We start from the raw sequence: 15,051 nt of genomic DNA, 5'->3' as shown, positions 1-15,051 counted from the left end.
TATATTTATCTTGCACCATTACCGTTCAATACAATTAAAACGGTTTTACATAAAATACGGATGTCCATCCGAAATGTTTTCATTTCAATATACTCCATGTCCAGCCTCAACTTTTCCTTTGGATCAAGATTATACCCTCCATTTATTTGTGCCCATCCTGTTAATCCTGGTTTTACTATTAAACGTTCCTTAAATTCTGGAATATACGCATCAAACTCATTATAAAAAAACTCTCTCTCTGGTCTAGGGCCTACAAAAGACATATCTCCTCTTAAAATGTTTAAAAGTTGCGGTAATTCATCAATTCTCGTTTTTCTTATAAACAATCCAACTTTTGTAATTCTTTGATCATGTTCTTTTGCCCATTGTGGTCCGTTCATTTCAGCATCCTTTACCATCGACCTTAATTTAAATACATTAAACTTCTTCCCGTTTATACCTAAACGTTCTTGAAAGTATATTGGAGCCCCTGATGTTTCTAAGGTAATCATAATACAAAAGAACAACATAATTGGTATTGTTAATAGTAACAATATGATTGAAAATATAATATCAAACAAGCGTTTTACACTTCGATTCAATATGCTAGGCTTTTCTTGAGCCGGAATCGTATACAACTTGGCTTGATTTGTTTCACGAATCATGGATCGTTACCCCCACATTCAAGAATATAAAATTATACCTATTAATTCACATTCTTTCCTATTTATATCCGCTATTACTTTTTGCACTGTACGTAGTGAATCTTTTCGCTTTTTAACTGCTAAAACCACTCCATCGCATTTCCCTGCAATAATGTGCGTAGCAGGAAGCTCAAATACTTCAGAAGAATAAACGAAAATGTAATCAAAATCTTCTTTCCACTTAGCAATCGCATTATCAAATTCATCCATAGCAACTAAGGGCGTCCCTGTATGTACTGTTTTTTTTGCAGGAATACAATATAAGTATTTAGACAAATTACTAGAAAAAGATTCATAATTGCAGGAGGAAGAGCTTATTATATCGTTTACTGTTATCATGTGATCACTTTGTAATAATACATGTAGTTTAGGGTCAGAAAAATTCACATCAATAAGTAACACCTTTTTTTTCATTTCCGCAAATACTAGACCCATATTTACTATAAGCGAGGCAACAACACCTCTGTCCTTCGTTGAACTAACTGTGAACAGTTGTTTTCCGGATTTTTTCAGCTCGTGATACACCGTATAAAACTGCTCTTTCATCAGATCATCATGCAAATTGAATGGCAGCTGCTTCTTTGTCCTAAACATCGACATGTTCACCTCGATATATAGATGATTTTTTATCAACCTCTGTAGGTTTCTTTTTTCTATTTGGTTTCATATTTATGTGACCAATAACAGAGACTGTTGTTATTTTCTCTAAATCCTGTTCCGTGTATATACGTTCATCAAAATAATCTCGAAATACAGCTAAACCTATCCCAACAAAAAAACTAACAATTAAAGAAATAGGAATGATCAGTTGAAATTTCGGAAACAATTTTTCAGCCTGTTCCTGTAACTCAGGATCAGTTAATACTTTCACCCCTTGTACATTTGTGTACTGTTGAAAGCTTTTTTGTGATTGCTCTGCCAATGTCTTTACAATGTCTTTCACGATTTTCGGATTGGAATCTTTTACTGTAACAGTTACAATTTGTGAGTTGTCCGTATTCACAACCGATATTTTTTGTGCTAATTCATAACTTGATTGCTCTAATTTCAAAGTTTTTTTGACTGTTGAAATAATTAATGGGCTTTTTAAAATATCAACATACGATGTTACTAGTTGCTTATTCTCTTGTGTTTTATTTGTTGAATTTTCCTTATTAAACTCATCTAAATTCCCAACAAGAATTTGCGTTGAATATTGATATGACGGCTTTAAAACATACATAGAGATAAGAACTAAAGAAGCGGTTAAACAACACATCGTTAAAATAATCGTTACGAATCTTCTTTTCAGTAATTGTTGAAAATCTTTTATACTCATTTCTTGCTTCAATTATTTCACCGCCCTTTTCTGAATAACATCCTGCAATTCACTCTTTACAGATAACCCTTTCTCTCTTCTATCCACTTGTTTTGTTACATACTTTCCGACTCCGAATGCAAATTTTTCTACATATACATACGAAAGCATTGCAAGTATAAACGAAAAAACAAGTGAAAAAATTAAAATAATAGGCAACGGTAATATTTCATGGAGCATGTATATAAGGGAAAACAACGATATAATATGGTATAAATAAAGACTGTAAGAAATCTTCCCCAAATATAACAAATATTTATTATGTAGCAAGGACGACAAAGTTGATATTGACAAACTTAATATGACCAATAAACATGCACTTATCGCCACTACGTAGTCTCGAAATATAAAATTATTGAGCACTTTCATTTCTCCAATAAGCCCTTCATACATAAAAAGTAAACTCGCAAATAAAAACCATGCAATTTTCGTGTTTTTAGTACAATTACTATAAAAAACTATTAAATTATTTTTATACTTCGCAACTAGTGCTCCTAGTAAAAACAGCACTGTGTAATGCAATGTTAATGCATAGCTTGTTAATGTTAAGCCCGAGCGAAACAAAAATAATATTACGACAGAACATATACTAAAACTAAACAATAATAGTAATGAACACCTTAACGTTTTTCGTAAGCAAATCATCAAAATTAACGGGAAAATTATTGATATTCGCATTTCATGGACAAGTGACCAAATCACACCGTTATATGCATCTGTATTATATTTCCCAACCAATAAAATATGTTGTGCGATTAAGCTTGAAGAACTTTCAATCGTCCATGAGCGATTAAACCATTCACTTAAATAAGAAATACCATATTCACTAATTGTAATCTGGCATACAATAGCTATAATTATTGCCACAATATAAGGAATATATATTCTGCATATACGTTTTAAAAGGTATGACCCATAGCTACTATAGTTTTTTTGAATAGATTCATACAAAACAAATCCGCTCAAAACAAAAAAGATAATAACTGATTCGTTACCACTACTAAAAATTAGACGAGCAGGCGTTTCTTTTAATAGATACACAACAAATGGTTTATTATCTTCATAACTGTAATTTTGAAATGCTGAAAAAATCATTAAATGATGACCAATCATTACTACTAATGAAGAAATCCCTCTTATAGAGTCCAATTCTTCGTATCTTTTCATCTTTTTACATCAACTCCTAATGAAATGATAATAATCATTTCAAAGCGACATCTTTATTCATATTCCTCTCCTTTCTTTTCATTCCAATTTTTCATATTAAAATGATTTTATAGTATAAATTTGAGTGTATTGTAACATTTTTTGTAATATTTTGAATAGAAAATCCCCAAAATTGGTATATACCAATTTCAACCTCGAAAAATGAGTAATATTGATAGAAAAACGCTATAAAAATATCTTGCATATTTACAAAATTAAAGAGCTGAATAGCGTTTTTTCAATATAAAATAAAAAAGATAGCCTATATAGGCTATCTTTTTTATTTTATTTAATTACTGGCACCACTATATGCTACATGTCGTTTCTCAATTCTCTCTTCAATTTCTTTCATATTTTCTTTATTATTTAATAGTGATTGTTTATTTTCAATTAATAATTGTTTAAAAGATTTTCTCACTTTTTTTCTCATTTTCATTGTCCTCCTTGGGGGATGATTTATATAAAAGATAAAGAATTATCTGTGTGTTCTTATAATAATTGATTGTTGTGAATTCTATTTGAACTTCATATGAAAATCTCGTTTATTTTCTGACAACTTTGTGAACACGAAAAAAAGACTCTCTAAAACTATGTTGAAATTAATTCACTTCATTACAAAAATCACTATTTTCATCAACTTTTATCATTATATCTTGTCGAAACATTTATATATTTAAAATTGAGTTCGACATAATTTTATTTACTATCATACTGTTTACAAAAACAAAAAGAAGGTGTCACCAAGTCAAAGTTCGACTTATGCAACATCCCTCTTTCCAAACTATTTATAGCATATTTATTAATATTTCAGGTCTTCCCCAATTCATTTCTTCACAAACAAATCTAAGTTTTTCTTCATCCATTGTGTGTAATCCCTCTTCTAGTAAACATGAAATTGGAACTTCACAGTGAATTTGTGCTAATTGCAACGAAATATTTAAGTTCTCTAAATCACTTTCAATCTTCGTACGCTGCGCTTTTGTTAATGATTCTACATTTTCTAGTACAGCGGATACTGTTCCGTGCTCTTGAATAAGCTTATACGCTGTTTTTTCACCGATACCTTTTACACCTGGATAATTATCACTTGTATCTCCCATGAAAGCTTTTGCATGGACGATTTGCCACGGCTCTACACCTTTTTCTTCCATGATTTTCTCCGGTGTGTAATATTCGTAATTTCCAATTCCTTTACGCAGAAGCATAACTGTAACGTTCTTATCAACAAGTTGAAGTAAATCTGTATCACCAGTTAAAATATAAACTTCAGCTTCATTGCAATATTGTTTTGCAAGCGTACCGATACAATCATCGGCTTCGTAGCCTTTCATACCGATAACTGGAATGGATAATTTCGCAGTCATTTCTTGCACTAAATCGAATTGAGGAATTAATTCTTCTGGTGGCGCTGCACGATTTGCTTTATAATTCGAGAACGATTCTGTTCTAAATGTCGTACTTCCCATATCCCAGCATGTAACGATATGTGTTGGTTCGATCGCTTGCGTAGCTGTTAATAAGTGTTTCATATAACCATGAATCCCGTTCGTAGGGGTTCCATCTTGTCGTTTCATAAATTGTCCGTAGACACTTGTTGCGTAAAAAGCACGAAATAATAGTGCCATACCATCAACTAATAATACTTTTTTCATAATTCCTCTCCTATTAAAAAAATAATAACCTTACGTTATCACGTAAGGTTATATAAATAGATTACCATTCTACGTTTTTGCTCAACTTTGTCTATTATACATTGTTTTTGTATATTTAGCACCATTAACACATTAAGACGTTCTACTACAACAAGTATGCAATATGCCTGAATACGTATTTTTTCCAGTAGAAACAACGACAGCCTTTGCATTTCCACTAACGATATGTGAACCTTTAAAACATACATTTTCAAGCTCAAGTGGATTATAATCTTTCATCCGTTTTAATGGAATAAATCGTTTACGTTCAAGGTGATAGCAGCTTTCAAACTTCTCTATATTCGCTTCGTTTCCCGTTAACACAGACTCATTCACTAATAAATCATCTGCATAAATAATACGTACATCAGCCGGCACAGCATCTCCAGCCGAAAGAAAAATTATATCTCCAGGTACAAGTTCTTGCACTGGTATCTCCATCATTTTCAGTTCACTATTTAGCCCTGTACTACTAGAACATTCTACTCTAGATACAGTAATCGTTTCACGTTGTAATTCATCACACACACGTTGTTTTGAAAAACCTGGAATCATGCCACCAAGCTTCATCATTACTTCTGCGAGAAGTGCTCTTTTTGAAGTTAGTTCATTTCGGCCATATACTTGAATACGTTTTTGTGCCTCTTTCATTGATAGTCCGTCTCTTGTTGTTTTAAAATATGCAAATACAGATTTTACATCTCTTGTTGCAATTTCAATTAATAAATCTTTATTTTTTTGGAGCATTGTTTGTTCTTTTATTGATTTTTTACTTAGTTTATATGACGTGTTACCCACAGTTTTGTTTGCATATAACATATTATCGTCTCCTCCTTTACAACATAGGAAGAAACGCTTTGTTTCTCAATTTATCCACTTTACTGTGAAAGTGTCTCGCGTTTTATAAACGCTACATTATGATAAATATAGAGGGAGGAACAAATCGTTTCCTGCCTACATCATATATTTTTGATTTGAAGTATATGGGTAACGGAACCGAGTCAGAATTTGACATGCTCCTCACCTCCTCGTTTAATTTTATAGTTTATACTATGAAATTACTCATAGCTTGGTAACAAAAAAGGCCCCTACCCTTAAGAGAGTAGCGGCCATTACATACACAAATAAACGATTTCTAATATAATTAGAAATCTACGGACCTCTCCCTCACCGAGTTTTAGCACTGTATAGCATAGGTACATTACCAGCTACGTTAAGAAAAACCTTAATTCGATCATTCCTGTTGACCCATTGGCGTCTCTCGACATTTTTGGGCAGTAGCATTTCTCTATACAGGAGCCTCACCTAACAGAGACTTATTTTCATTACATTGAAAATGTTACTCTTATTTAAAATAGATGTCAACCGTAGCCTACAATTTTTTCAAAAGGTATGGCAAACTAACATATATAAAGTGAAACTTTAATCAGCCCTCACCAATCGGGCTTTTACGGGATAAAATAAAAAACTTTACGTTTAAACGTAAAGTTTTTAATAAGTTATACAACCAGCAATTACAATCCCAATTGAAATTGATAAAAACATAAGAAAAAGACCGACTGCTTGATTATCTTCTTCGAGACTTTTGTTTATATTAAAGCGTGGTGTAAGCCACTCAGCTAAATAAAAGACGATAATTTGAGCCAAAATCCCAACTGCTCCCCACGAAATCATATCAAGAAGTGAAATTGAATTAGCTGCTGTCGAATATAAAACAACAGCTAACCCAAGTAATCGTCCTCCAAGCACATAGCTTACCGCCTTATTTCCTTGAGCCATTAACTTAAATTCCTTTACTTTCGTTGTCACTTCCATCAAGAACAGACCTATACATAAAAGGCCGAGTGTTACTACTAAATATAATAAAAAATTAATCATTTTTTCCCCTCCTTTTTATACCTACCGGTAAATAGTACGATTCATTTCCTGTAATCTTTTCTCCCGCGCGAATACCGATACTACTCGCTTTTCCAGCAATTAAAAACGAACCAAACACATATGACAGTTTCTCGATCCCTTTTTCTGTTTCCAAGGATACGACTGGCAGTTCGATATACTTTTGAAATATCGGCAGTGACGTTTTATATGTTTGGTGTGCATTTTGAAGCATAATATTTTCGTCTTTATCGCGAATCGTAATTGTATCTCCTTCTCTCCCAAATGAAGGTTTTTGAACGAAAGAACCTTTTCCTAAAAATAAATCTGGTTCTAAATATGTAGGTAACATATATTCTTTAATCCACTGTTGTTCCTCATTTGTATAAAAGGCCTCTTCTTCTGCTAACCCCCAAATAAGACACTGAATTGATTTTGGCTGAAGTAAAAATGCTGACAAAGGATTTATTATAAAAAGCTTTCCGGCTTTTACAAGTTGTAACAATTCCACACCTACCAAATCTCCTGTTTCAGGATCTTGATCCTCAATTAAATCTTCTATCGGATATGTTTGGCGATATAAAACATCAATCTTCGCCCCATCTTTATCGACTAGAGCATCCTTTGTAATTCTAAGTTCTGACATTGGCACTACTTTATTTTCAACATGGCATAGCTGACTTAAATACATAGTGGTATTCCAATCCTCGATATGTTCATGATGTGCTGTAAAAACAACATTTGGATTATCTAATCCCTTTGTCGCTTCCATTACTGCTTTCGTTACACCAGAAGATAGCAATCGTTCTTGATCCGAGTTTGGATCATCATAGCCTAGATTTCCACATACTTTCCCATTCATTTGAAAGCATTCCATAATAAAAGTTGGTGTATCACTATTAAACTCAAGCATTTTGATTTGGTTATCCTCTGTTACGGCAAAATCAAATCGCGAAATTACAGATTCAGGATAAAGCCCTTTCATTCTAATGAATGATAAGCTCGCAGGAGGAAAACCAAGCTCAAGAAGCTGTTCGTCACTTAAATTTCGCAAAAGTCTAGCAGTCTTAAAAAATATTTTACCCATTCGTTCAGTCGCTAAGTGTACTTGTTCCAAAGTCTGATTTGTTATAGAAAAAACATGAAACAAACTATACTCACATTCATATAAATCCGACCAAAAATTCGGATATTTTAAATAAAATTCTTTTCTATCCCTTATGTATTGCGACATATTTTAGCCCCCAAATCCTCCCTTTGAACCGCTTCCAATTCCACCTTTAAATTCAGCAGACGATTGATACGATTTAAACGCCGATGAATTTTTAAAAGTGGATTTATTTTGATAGTATCGTCCACCATAGAAGTAATGCCCACGATAACCTGAACTACTATCATCACACTGCCATACCCCAAGTTCATCATCCCAATCCCAATCAGAACAACTATTATCATTCGGTTTTGGGGGAAGATCTTGTGCGCAACCAAATAAAGTGCCAGTCATTAAAGACGTTACGACACCACCTACTAGCCATTTCGTTTTTGTCACCTTCGCACTCCCCTTTTTAAATTCTATTCCTATTATATAGGATGGCATGATAAAGTAGAAGAAAAAGGAAGAAGAGGGATTAAATGCGCTTAGAATATCGACTTAATGATGAAACGAAAGGGTATCCTGCTTTATGGAACTACGCCAATATTTCTAATTCTGAAATTATCGCACGCATGACTTGTGAATATTTTATTAAAGAGAAGAATACTTATGTTGTTACTGCAACTTCGGTTGATCCAGACGGAACAGCAGTTATTTATATTCAAAAAGAAGTTTTCACAAATGACCCTTCAGACCCTACATACTCCTACATCGGTTTTGAAATTAGAGAACTAAGTGAAACGAGTTCAAACATAGTAGATAGTCAAGATGTATGGAACTATGAAGAAATTTTACCATCTCTTCATTCAGATATTATATATATTCAGCGAGACGGCATGTCTATGGAGTTCTCCTTAGATTCAAGAGAGATTGATGAAGACAGAAAGTGCTACATTTATTACGGAAACTTCACAGGTGAATCAAGATAATATTGATATATCTATGCAACAAAAAAACCTTACGTATAAAACGTAAGGTTTTTATATAGCCCCACATATGCCGTTCTCTCTAGATGTCCATAAACCTGCTCTCACAGGTGGATGCTCTCACAAATGTTTGTAACTTCCTTCTTAAAAAGATGGCATGTTAGCTACATTTAAATATTGAACTTCCATATTAAACTTATTGGTTTAAGACATGCATAAGCTACGTACACCGTAGGAATTTTATATAAGGTTAGTTGAAATAAGACCCCCGCACGTGCCGCTCCTCGTAAATGTCCAAAAACCCGCTACTCGCAGGTGGATGCCCTCACAGTTACCGTACATCTTCCTCCACAAGGAAGGCTTGATGATGGTCGCTAAATATTGAGCTTCCGTATAACTAACATCGGTTTTAGACATAAATAAGTTGCGCACACCGCAGGATGTATTATTTACTTGTCGTTATATTATCACATTGTTTCTAATGTGTAAAATACAAAGTTTTTCGAGCAATCTCTTGCTTGTGACCTTATTTTAATACAAATTATTTTTGCATGCAAGTGATTAATCTTCTTCTTTTGCAATTTGATTTTCTGGATAAGAAATCCAATCACTCCAGCTACCTGCATACAATTTTACATTTTGGAATCCAGCCAATTTTAATGCAACGATATTTGGACATGCCGTAACACCAGAACCACAATATACAATTGTTTCCTTATCTTTCGACAGATTTTGGAATCGTTCTTGTTGCCCAGCTTCATTCTTAAATTGTCCTGATTGCAACATTCCATCCTTCCAGAAATGGTTTACCGCTGTTGGAATATGTCCTGCTTTATGATCGACAAGTTCCTCTACACCAGCATAACGTTTCGGCTCTCTTGAATCAATTAATGTAACATCCGCACCTGCACGGATATTCTCTCTGACCGTTTCCATCGTTACAAGCATATGATCTTGTATATTAGCTTTAAATGTTTTTCGTATAGCAACAGGAATTTCCGCTGTTGTCGGTAGTCCATTCTCTTTCCAAGCCGGGAAACCACCATCTAATATATATACTTTCTCATGTCCTACATAGTTACATAACCACCATAAACGAGCAGCATTTGCACCGGCTTGACTGTCATACGCAATTACTGTCGTATGCTCATCAATACCAGCCTCCGAAAGCTTGTCTGCAAACTCCTCAATATTTGGTAAAGGATGGCGGCCACCATGTTCTGCTATAGGACTTGATAAATCTAAATTCAAATCAAAATATAACGCATGAGGAATATGTCCTTCTTCATACTTTTCTCTACCCCAATTAGGATTCGCTAAATCAAAACGACAATCGATTATACGGACATTCTCATCTTCTATATGCTCACGTAACCATTCGACTGTAACTATCATCTTTAACGACCTTCTTTCTCTTTCAAACGACTTACATACTCCATAACCATTTCTTCTGTAACATATTTACGCTGCAAGGTAACACCATTTTTTGCAAGATCATTAATTTGCTTCGTTACAACATTAATGACATCAACCGAAAATTCTTTCCCATTTGACGCAAGAGATACGGCAGCTTCAATAGCTGCTTCACGCTGTGCATCTAATTGTAAACATGCTTTTACACTTTCATTTTGTTTACGAGAATGTGCTGTAATTGCTTTATGTACTTCCATCTTCTCTTCCCCCTAAATAGTTATACGTTTTTATTCAATTCCATTGCAAGCCGGATCATATCACGACATACAATCCCATTTTCAATAATCTCTTCTTCATAATGCTTCGAAAAGTAATCAAAATCAATAGAAAAAATACGAAATCCACATTTTTGATATAAAGCAAGTTGTGAAACACTAGAATTGCCTGTACCAACTTCAAGTTTTGACATACCGTATCCTTTAGCAGTTTCTACAGCATGCCTTAATAGCTTCTTCCCAATCCCTTTTCCTTGCAAATGCTCTGCAACCGCAATATTCATGATTTCCATCGTCTTTGGCCTTGTTTCCAAAAGAACATATACACCGATAACGCTCCCCCCCTGCTTAGCTACGTATGTTAATCCTCTTTGTACATACGTAGCTATTTGCCGTTCACTTGGATCAGCAAGTAACAATAGAGACTTCGGTATAGCCTCTTTTGGAATACGTTCTATTACAACAGACATAAAAAATTCCCCCTTCTCTATTGTTCTAAACCCTCCTTGTCTACCATAAGTAATAGAAAGGAGGGATTCACCATGGACAACAATGAGAAAAAATGCAACGTCATCTCTATTGATGGAAAGAAGAAGAAAAGCGACACGTATTCCTATCCAAAATTAGTAGTTGAAAACAAAACATATGAATTTTCTTCATTCGTCTTATGCGGTGAAACACCAGATGGCAGACGACTCGTTCTTACTCATATGATTTCTACCGATGAATTTGCTGGATTTGTAAAATCTTTAGATACTGTACTGCAAAAGAAAATTGAACGAATCTTTTTCTCCTAACGACTATATAACATAAATTTCTTTTTCAATCTCTACTAACTGCTTTTGCAATTGTTCTTTACTTTGTTCATATAGAGATACATCAATCGTTTCAGCCAATGCAAACAATATACTTTCATAATAGTTCATCACATCTTGCTGCATCACTTTTTGGAATAAGTTCCACTTCATATCCCACTCTTGCTTATAATGATGAACAAATAAATCTTTTTCATCAGCTACATAGTTTGATACGAGCGGTTCTAATACAGATTTAGCGTCTTCTTGCATAAAAGCTTTGTCATTCTTTTCAAAAAAGCTTTTCTCATTTTTAAAATGTGCCAATGCTTTTTTGAAATCTTTTATTTCAACTGAAGGAAACGGTTCTTTATGTGTAATATCTTTATATTCATACTCCACTGTTCCATTCATAGAAATTGATTCATTTTCTACTTTACAGTTCACTACAATTTCGTCCTTTGCACGCTTCATCGCTTCATCTATCCATTTTTCAAGGCGTAATGATGTCGCACGCATTTCTTGCAATAAATCATGCTGAATAAATGCTACTAATTCCATAACACACTGTTGCAATTGTGTTTTCACATTTCCATCCGTTCGAAGTGACGCCGGATTAATAAATTCAGTAAACACATCGTTATAGCGTAGGAATAGACGCTGTTGCACGTAATAAAGCAACTCTTTCACTTCATTTTGCATCGCCTGTTCTTCAGCAAGTACACTATATGATGAAATGATATGAAGTAGTTGATCACGCTCTGCTTCATATTTTTTCGTTTGCTTCTCTTTCTCTTCATTCCCCTGTTTTGCACCCTTTATCATGTTTACTAAAAGCTGATCTGCCCCTTGCAAAGCACCATATAGAGCATGCACAGAAACAAGCATTAAATCTCTCATCATAAAGGACGTAAATGATTCCTCAAACTTCGTAATCCCAGAGTTTTGTAAAATACCATACTTCTCTTTTTCAACATTCTTTCCTTGTTTCTCTTCAAGCGCACATAAACTTGAAATTGCAAATAAACGCGGATTTCTAATACCGTATTGCAGCAGCTGATCTGCGATATAACCTTTTACCATTTCAAGTTCTTCTTCAGACTCTGCTAAATCCGCCGCATTAATTAAGAAGAACATTTTATCAAGGGCAAAAGTATCCTTTACACGACCAAGCTGAATTAAAAATTCACGGTCAGCACGAGAGAATACATGGTTATAATATGTTACAAATAAAATAGCATCTGCGTTTTTAATATACTGGAATGCAACATCCGTATGGCGAGCATTAATAGAATCCGCTCCAGGTGTGTCTACAAGCGCTATTCCCTGCCTTGTTAAAGCACAATCATAATAAAGTTCCATATACTCAACGAAGCATGATTTCTCTTCATTCGCTACATAATCAGAGAACTCTTCTAATGTAACTTGTACTCGTTCTCCTAAATCAGTAGAAACTGCATCATACCCTTTTTGTACCGCTCGTAAAAAGCTAAATGTTGTTTTTTGCTTCCCAGTTGGTGAAGGATATTTCATAACTTTATCAATTTGTGCTAACGCTTCATCTAACGTAGCAATCTCATAATGAAACAGCTTATAAACAGCTTTCATATCTTCTAATAACGCTTGCTTTGATTTAAACTGAACAATTACTGTTCCGTGTGGTTTTCCCTCTGTAACCGGCAAAATTTGATTAATCGTTGCCGTCGTCGGGTTTGGTGATACAGGAAGTACTTTCTCACCGAGTAAGGCATTGGCAAATGATGATTTTCCAGCACTAAATGCTCCGAATAACGCTACTGTAAATTGTTTTGTTTCCACACGTCTTCTTTTCTCTATTACCTCTTGCTGTACATGTTTCAGCGCTGGCAATGGCTCTAATATCGTTTCAGCTTTTTTCACTTTCTCTAATATCCGCTGAATATTTAAAGCCACCGTTCCTTTCAGCTCTTCTTCATGAACCGCTACGTTATTGTTTACGATTTCCTGCTCTTGTAGTGTAAATTTCTCACTAACAATTTGTGCCTCCCTTTGCAATATCTCATCTATTTGCAACCCTTCAGGCGTAGCAACATGATCGTGCCAAACATTTCGTAAATAGTCTTCATATGCCTCCAAATTGTTACTGTATTGTAATTGTGTTTCTTTCGCCGTTTGCAACATCGTATATGTTTCAATCTCTTCTTCAATACGAGCAACTGCTTCCCTTACCTTTTGCTTCAAAACGACCGCACTTTTATCAAAAATTTGCTGTGCTTTTATAAAATAACGTTTCTTCAGTTCATTCGCTACATCCGCTGTATAAAGAAGTAAGTAATCACCTGTGAAACCTGCACCTTGTTTAATTACTTCGGCCAACATTTCTGGTCCGAAAGCAATTTCTAACCCATATATGTCTTTCCCAATTTCCTCCGTGAACAATCCTTCTTCTTTTAAGAAGGCTACAATAAATTCCTTCACATGAAAATCAAGCTGCGTTTCAACAATTTTTTGAAGGGCAGAATAAAACGCCTCTACACGTCTTTGTTTTTCTTGCTCCGTCTTTCCTTTCGAAAATAGCAAACCGACCTTAAATTTTGTTAATTTCGTTTCTAAATATGCATTTGCCAATTCTCTCATTTCAAATGGCATTAAATAAGCGTTATCTAATATAGCTTGTAAACCTTTTATAAATTCGTTTCTCACATGAGATTCTTTACTTGCCTCACGATTTTTCGCTTCCGTTAACTCTTCCTTCTTTTCAACTACCTCTGAAATAGAAAGTGGTGATGCTAACTCTTCCTCATATTTCAAAAGAGCTTTTTCATTTTCAGAAACAATAAACGAGAAATGTTCCCCCATTAAATATTCTGTTTCTCGCTCCATTCCAGTCCTTACATACTGCTCTTTTTCTTTCATAATAGAAGTAATTAACGCTTCTAAGCTTCTAATTTCATTATGTGGATGGTTCATCATTCGTAATGACGTATAATAAACACCATCTACTTCAATATCCCAGTTAGAGAATGATTGTTTTACACTATCTTTATAATTCTCAAACGATAATTCATTTTCTTTATGTTTATCTATTTGATTTACAACGAGATAAACCGTTTTATTACGTTGTTTCAATTCTTTAACAAATTGTAAATTCACTTCCGATTGGACGTGATTATAATCCATCATATAAAAAATGACATCTGCCAGATGAAGTGTCGACTCTGTCGCTAATTGATGGGCATCATCTGTTGAATCAATCCCTGGTGTATCAACTAACATAACCCCTTCAGGAATCGGCGCGTCGTTTCGATAAATATGAACACCAATTACTTCATCGCCGTCTTTACAAATTTGTTTTAATTCTTCTGCTGAATATGCACCGTCATATTCGTACTGCTCTCCAGATTTAACCGTTACAACAACACGATCCATTCCTTTTTCAATTTTGACAACGTTAGCGCTTGTCGGAATTGGACTTGTCGGTAACAACTGCGCTTTATATAGATGATTCATCATCGTTGATTTCCCTGCAGAGAAGTGACCGCAGAACGCTATCATAAGCTGTTCTTGTTTATATTTTTGAATTACCTCAAACAACTTTAAACTATTCTCTGCATCGCCGTGTTTTTGCCACTCTTCATAAAAACAAACAAGTTTTTTCATACCGTTTGTCTGTACTATGTTTGTCATCCCCTTGTTCCC

16 protein-coding genes, 2 other RNA genes and 1 riboswitch are annotated in these 15,051 nt (G+C 34.4%); of the genes, 2 read left to right on the top strand and 16 right to left on the bottom strand.

The window, feature by feature from the left end; genetic code table 11:
- Positions 1-5 precede the first annotated feature (5 nt).
- The 10 genes from DN399_RS07845 to DN399_RS07795 all read right to left on the bottom strand — a co-directional run bounded on the left by DN399_RS07845 (position 6) and on the right by DN399_RS07795 (position 8,361).
- On the bottom strand, positions 6-644 hold the full coding sequence (locus DN399_RS07845; protein WP_000617648.1) for a sugar transferase: 639 nt from the start codon (positions 642-644) through the stop codon (positions 6-8).
- An 18-nt stretch (positions 645-662) separates the two neighbouring features.
- Positions 663-1,283, bottom strand: a complete 621-nt coding sequence (locus DN399_RS07840; protein ID WP_149149436.1) for a CpsD/CapB family tyrosine-protein kinase — start codon at positions 1,281-1,283, stop codon at positions 663-665.
- Positions 1,270-2,013, bottom strand: a complete 744-nt coding sequence (locus tag DN399_RS07835; protein WP_149149435.1) for a YveK family protein — start codon at positions 2,011-2,013, stop codon at positions 1,270-1,272. The genes DN399_RS07840 and DN399_RS07835 overlap by 14 nt, the downstream gene beginning before the upstream one ends.
- Positions 2,014-3,207: an acyltransferase family protein gene (locus DN399_RS07830; RefSeq protein ID WP_088363425.1), complete on the bottom strand. Its 1,194-nt coding sequence runs from the start codon at positions 3,205-3,207 to the stop codon at positions 2,014-2,016.
- A 328-nt stretch (positions 3,208-3,535) separates the two neighbouring features.
- A complete protein-coding gene (locus DN399_RS07825) occupies positions 3,536-3,676 on the bottom strand; it encodes an FbpB family small basic protein (RefSeq protein WP_001228048.1) in 141 nt (46 codons plus the stop codon).
- A gap of 355 nt (positions 3,677-4,031) precedes the next feature.
- Complete coding sequence (locus tag DN399_RS07820) at positions 4,032-4,898, bottom strand: 5'-3' exonuclease (RefSeq protein ID WP_000757069.1); 867 nt, start codon at positions 4,896-4,898, stop codon at positions 4,032-4,034.
- A gap of 132 nt (positions 4,899-5,030) precedes the next feature.
- Positions 5,031-5,756: a P-type ATPase actuator domain-containing protein gene (locus tag DN399_RS07815; RefSeq protein WP_000964947.1), complete on the bottom strand. Its 726-nt coding sequence runs from the start codon at positions 5,754-5,756 to the stop codon at positions 5,031-5,033.
- 335 nt (positions 5,757-6,091) lie between these two features.
- Positions 6,092-6,257, bottom strand: a riboswitch (M-box (ykoK) riboswitch).
- A gap of 171 nt (positions 6,258-6,428) precedes the next feature.
- On the bottom strand, positions 6,429-6,815 hold the full coding sequence (locus tag DN399_RS07805; protein ID WP_000606868.1) for a DUF350 domain-containing protein: 387 nt from the start codon (positions 6,813-6,815) through the stop codon (positions 6,429-6,431).
- Positions 6,808-8,046 (bottom strand): glutathionylspermidine synthase family protein, encoded by a 1,239-nt coding sequence (locus DN399_RS07800; RefSeq protein WP_139849131.1) that lies wholly within the window; start codon positions 8,044-8,046, stop codon positions 6,808-6,810. Before DN399_RS07800 ends, DN399_RS07805 begins: the two co-directional genes overlap by 8 nt.
- A 3-nt stretch (positions 8,047-8,049) precedes the next feature.
- Positions 8,050-8,361 carry a hypothetical protein gene (locus DN399_RS07795; RefSeq protein WP_000169030.1) on the bottom strand — a complete coding sequence of 104 codons (312 nt, stop codon included), beginning with the start codon at positions 8,359-8,361 and terminating at the stop codon, positions 8,050-8,052.
- 83 nt (positions 8,362-8,444) lie between these two features.
- Between DN399_RS07795 and DN399_RS07790 the strand changes: the two genes are divergently transcribed.
- Positions 8,445-8,894, top strand: coding sequence for a hypothetical protein (locus DN399_RS07790; protein WP_001235526.1), 450 nt, complete (start codon positions 8,445-8,447; stop codon positions 8,892-8,894).
- A 54-nt stretch (positions 8,895-8,948) separates the two neighbouring features.
- On the opposite strand, the gene ssrS (DN399_RS07785) is transcribed toward DN399_RS07790, so the two are convergent.
- The 5 genes from ssrS (DN399_RS07785) to DN399_RS07765 all read right to left on the bottom strand — a co-directional run bounded on the left by ssrS (DN399_RS07785) (position 8,949) and on the right by DN399_RS07765 (position 11,049).
- A non-coding RNA gene (gene ssrS, locus DN399_RS07785) (6S RNA) lies at positions 8,949-9,132 on the bottom strand.
- A gap of 21 nt (positions 9,133-9,153) precedes the next feature.
- Positions 9,154-9,336, bottom strand: a non-coding RNA gene (gene ssrS / locus DN399_RS07780) — 6S RNA.
- A gap of 116 nt (positions 9,337-9,452) precedes the next feature.
- Complete coding sequence (locus DN399_RS07775; protein WP_000637556.1) at positions 9,453-10,286, bottom strand: sulfurtransferase; 834 nt, start codon at positions 10,284-10,286, stop codon at positions 9,453-9,455.
- Between the two features lie 2 nt (positions 10,287-10,288).
- Positions 10,289-10,561 (bottom strand): YpbS family protein, encoded by a 273-nt coding sequence (locus DN399_RS07770; RefSeq protein WP_000451818.1) that lies wholly within the window; start codon positions 10,559-10,561, stop codon positions 10,289-10,291.
- A gap of 20 nt (positions 10,562-10,581) precedes the next feature.
- Positions 10,582-11,049: a GNAT family N-acetyltransferase gene (locus DN399_RS07765; RefSeq protein WP_000117689.1), complete on the bottom strand. Its 468-nt coding sequence runs from the start codon at positions 11,047-11,049 to the stop codon at positions 10,582-10,584.
- 72 nt (positions 11,050-11,121) lie between these two features.
- Here DN399_RS07765 and DN399_RS07760 point away from each other — a divergent pair, with 72 nt between their 5' ends.
- Positions 11,122-11,376, top strand: a complete 255-nt coding sequence (locus DN399_RS07760) for a DUF3931 domain-containing protein (RefSeq protein ID WP_000369740.1) — start codon at positions 11,122-11,124, stop codon at positions 11,374-11,376.
- Between the two features lie 3 nt (positions 11,377-11,379).
- Here the strand turns inward: DN399_RS07760 and DN399_RS07755 are convergent, their stop codons facing one another.
- Entirely contained in the window at positions 11,380-15,039 is a 3,660-nt protein-coding gene (locus tag DN399_RS07755; RefSeq protein ID WP_149149434.1) for a dynamin family protein, read from the bottom strand.
- Positions 15,040-15,051 lie beyond the last annotated feature (12 nt).

Origin of the sequence: Bacillus sp. AR4-2, assembly GCF_008274865.1 — a bacterium.
Lineage (GTDB): Bacteria > Bacillota > Bacilli > Bacillales > Bacillaceae_G > Bacillus_A > Bacillus_A cereus.
The sequence above is the reverse complement of the archived record's forward strand: the minus strand, read 5'-3'. Positions and strand labels throughout refer to the sequence as shown.

Bases quoted from the DNA above. Each gene is read 5' to 3' on its own strand.
- DN399_RS07825 (WP_001228048.1), bottom strand. From the start codon at position 3,676: ATGAGAAAAAAAGTGAGAAAATCTTTTAAACAATTATTAATTGAAAAT.
- DN399_RS07800 (WP_139849131.1), bottom strand. From the start codon at position 8,046: ATGTCGCAATACATAAGGGATAGAAAAGAATTTTATTTAAAATATCCG.
- DN399_RS07760 (WP_000369740.1), top strand. From the start codon at position 11,122: ATGGACAACAATGAGAAAAAATGCAACGTCATCTCTATTGATGGAAAG.
- DN399_RS07755 (WP_149149434.1), bottom strand. From the start codon at position 15,039: ATGACAAACATAGTACAGACAAACGGTATGAAAAAACTTGTTTGTTTT.
- DN399_RS07815 (WP_000964947.1), bottom strand. From the start codon at position 5,756: ATGTTATATGCAAACAAAACTGTGGGTAACACGTCATATAAACTAAGT.
- DN399_RS07805 (WP_000606868.1), bottom strand. From the start codon at position 6,815: ATGATTAATTTTTTATTATATTTAGTAGTAACACTCGGCCTTTTATGT.
- DN399_RS07830 (WP_088363425.1), bottom strand. From the start codon at position 3,207: ATGAAAAGATACGAAGAATTGGACTCTATAAGAGGGATTTCTTCATTA.
- DN399_RS07765 (WP_000117689.1), bottom strand. From the start codon at position 11,049: ATGTCTGTTGTAATAGAACGTATTCCAAAAGAGGCTATACCGAAGTCT.
- DN399_RS07770 (WP_000451818.1), bottom strand. From the start codon at position 10,561: ATGGAAGTACATAAAGCAATTACAGCACATTCTCGTAAACAAAATGAA.
- DN399_RS07845 (WP_000617648.1), bottom strand. From the start codon at position 644: ATGATTCGTGAAACAAATCAAGCCAAGTTGTATACGATTCCGGCTCAA.
- DN399_RS07790 (WP_001235526.1), top strand. From the start codon at position 8,445: ATGCGCTTAGAATATCGACTTAATGATGAAACGAAAGGGTATCCTGCT.
- DN399_RS07840 (WP_149149436.1), bottom strand. From the start codon at position 1,283: ATGTCGATGTTTAGGACAAAGAAGCAGCTGCCATTCAATTTGCATGAT.
- DN399_RS07820 (WP_000757069.1), bottom strand. From the start codon at position 4,898: ATGAAAAAAGTATTATTAGTTGATGGTATGGCACTATTATTTCGTGCT.
- DN399_RS07775 (WP_000637556.1), bottom strand. From the start codon at position 10,286: ATGATAGTTACAGTCGAATGGTTACGTGAGCATATAGAAGATGAGAAT.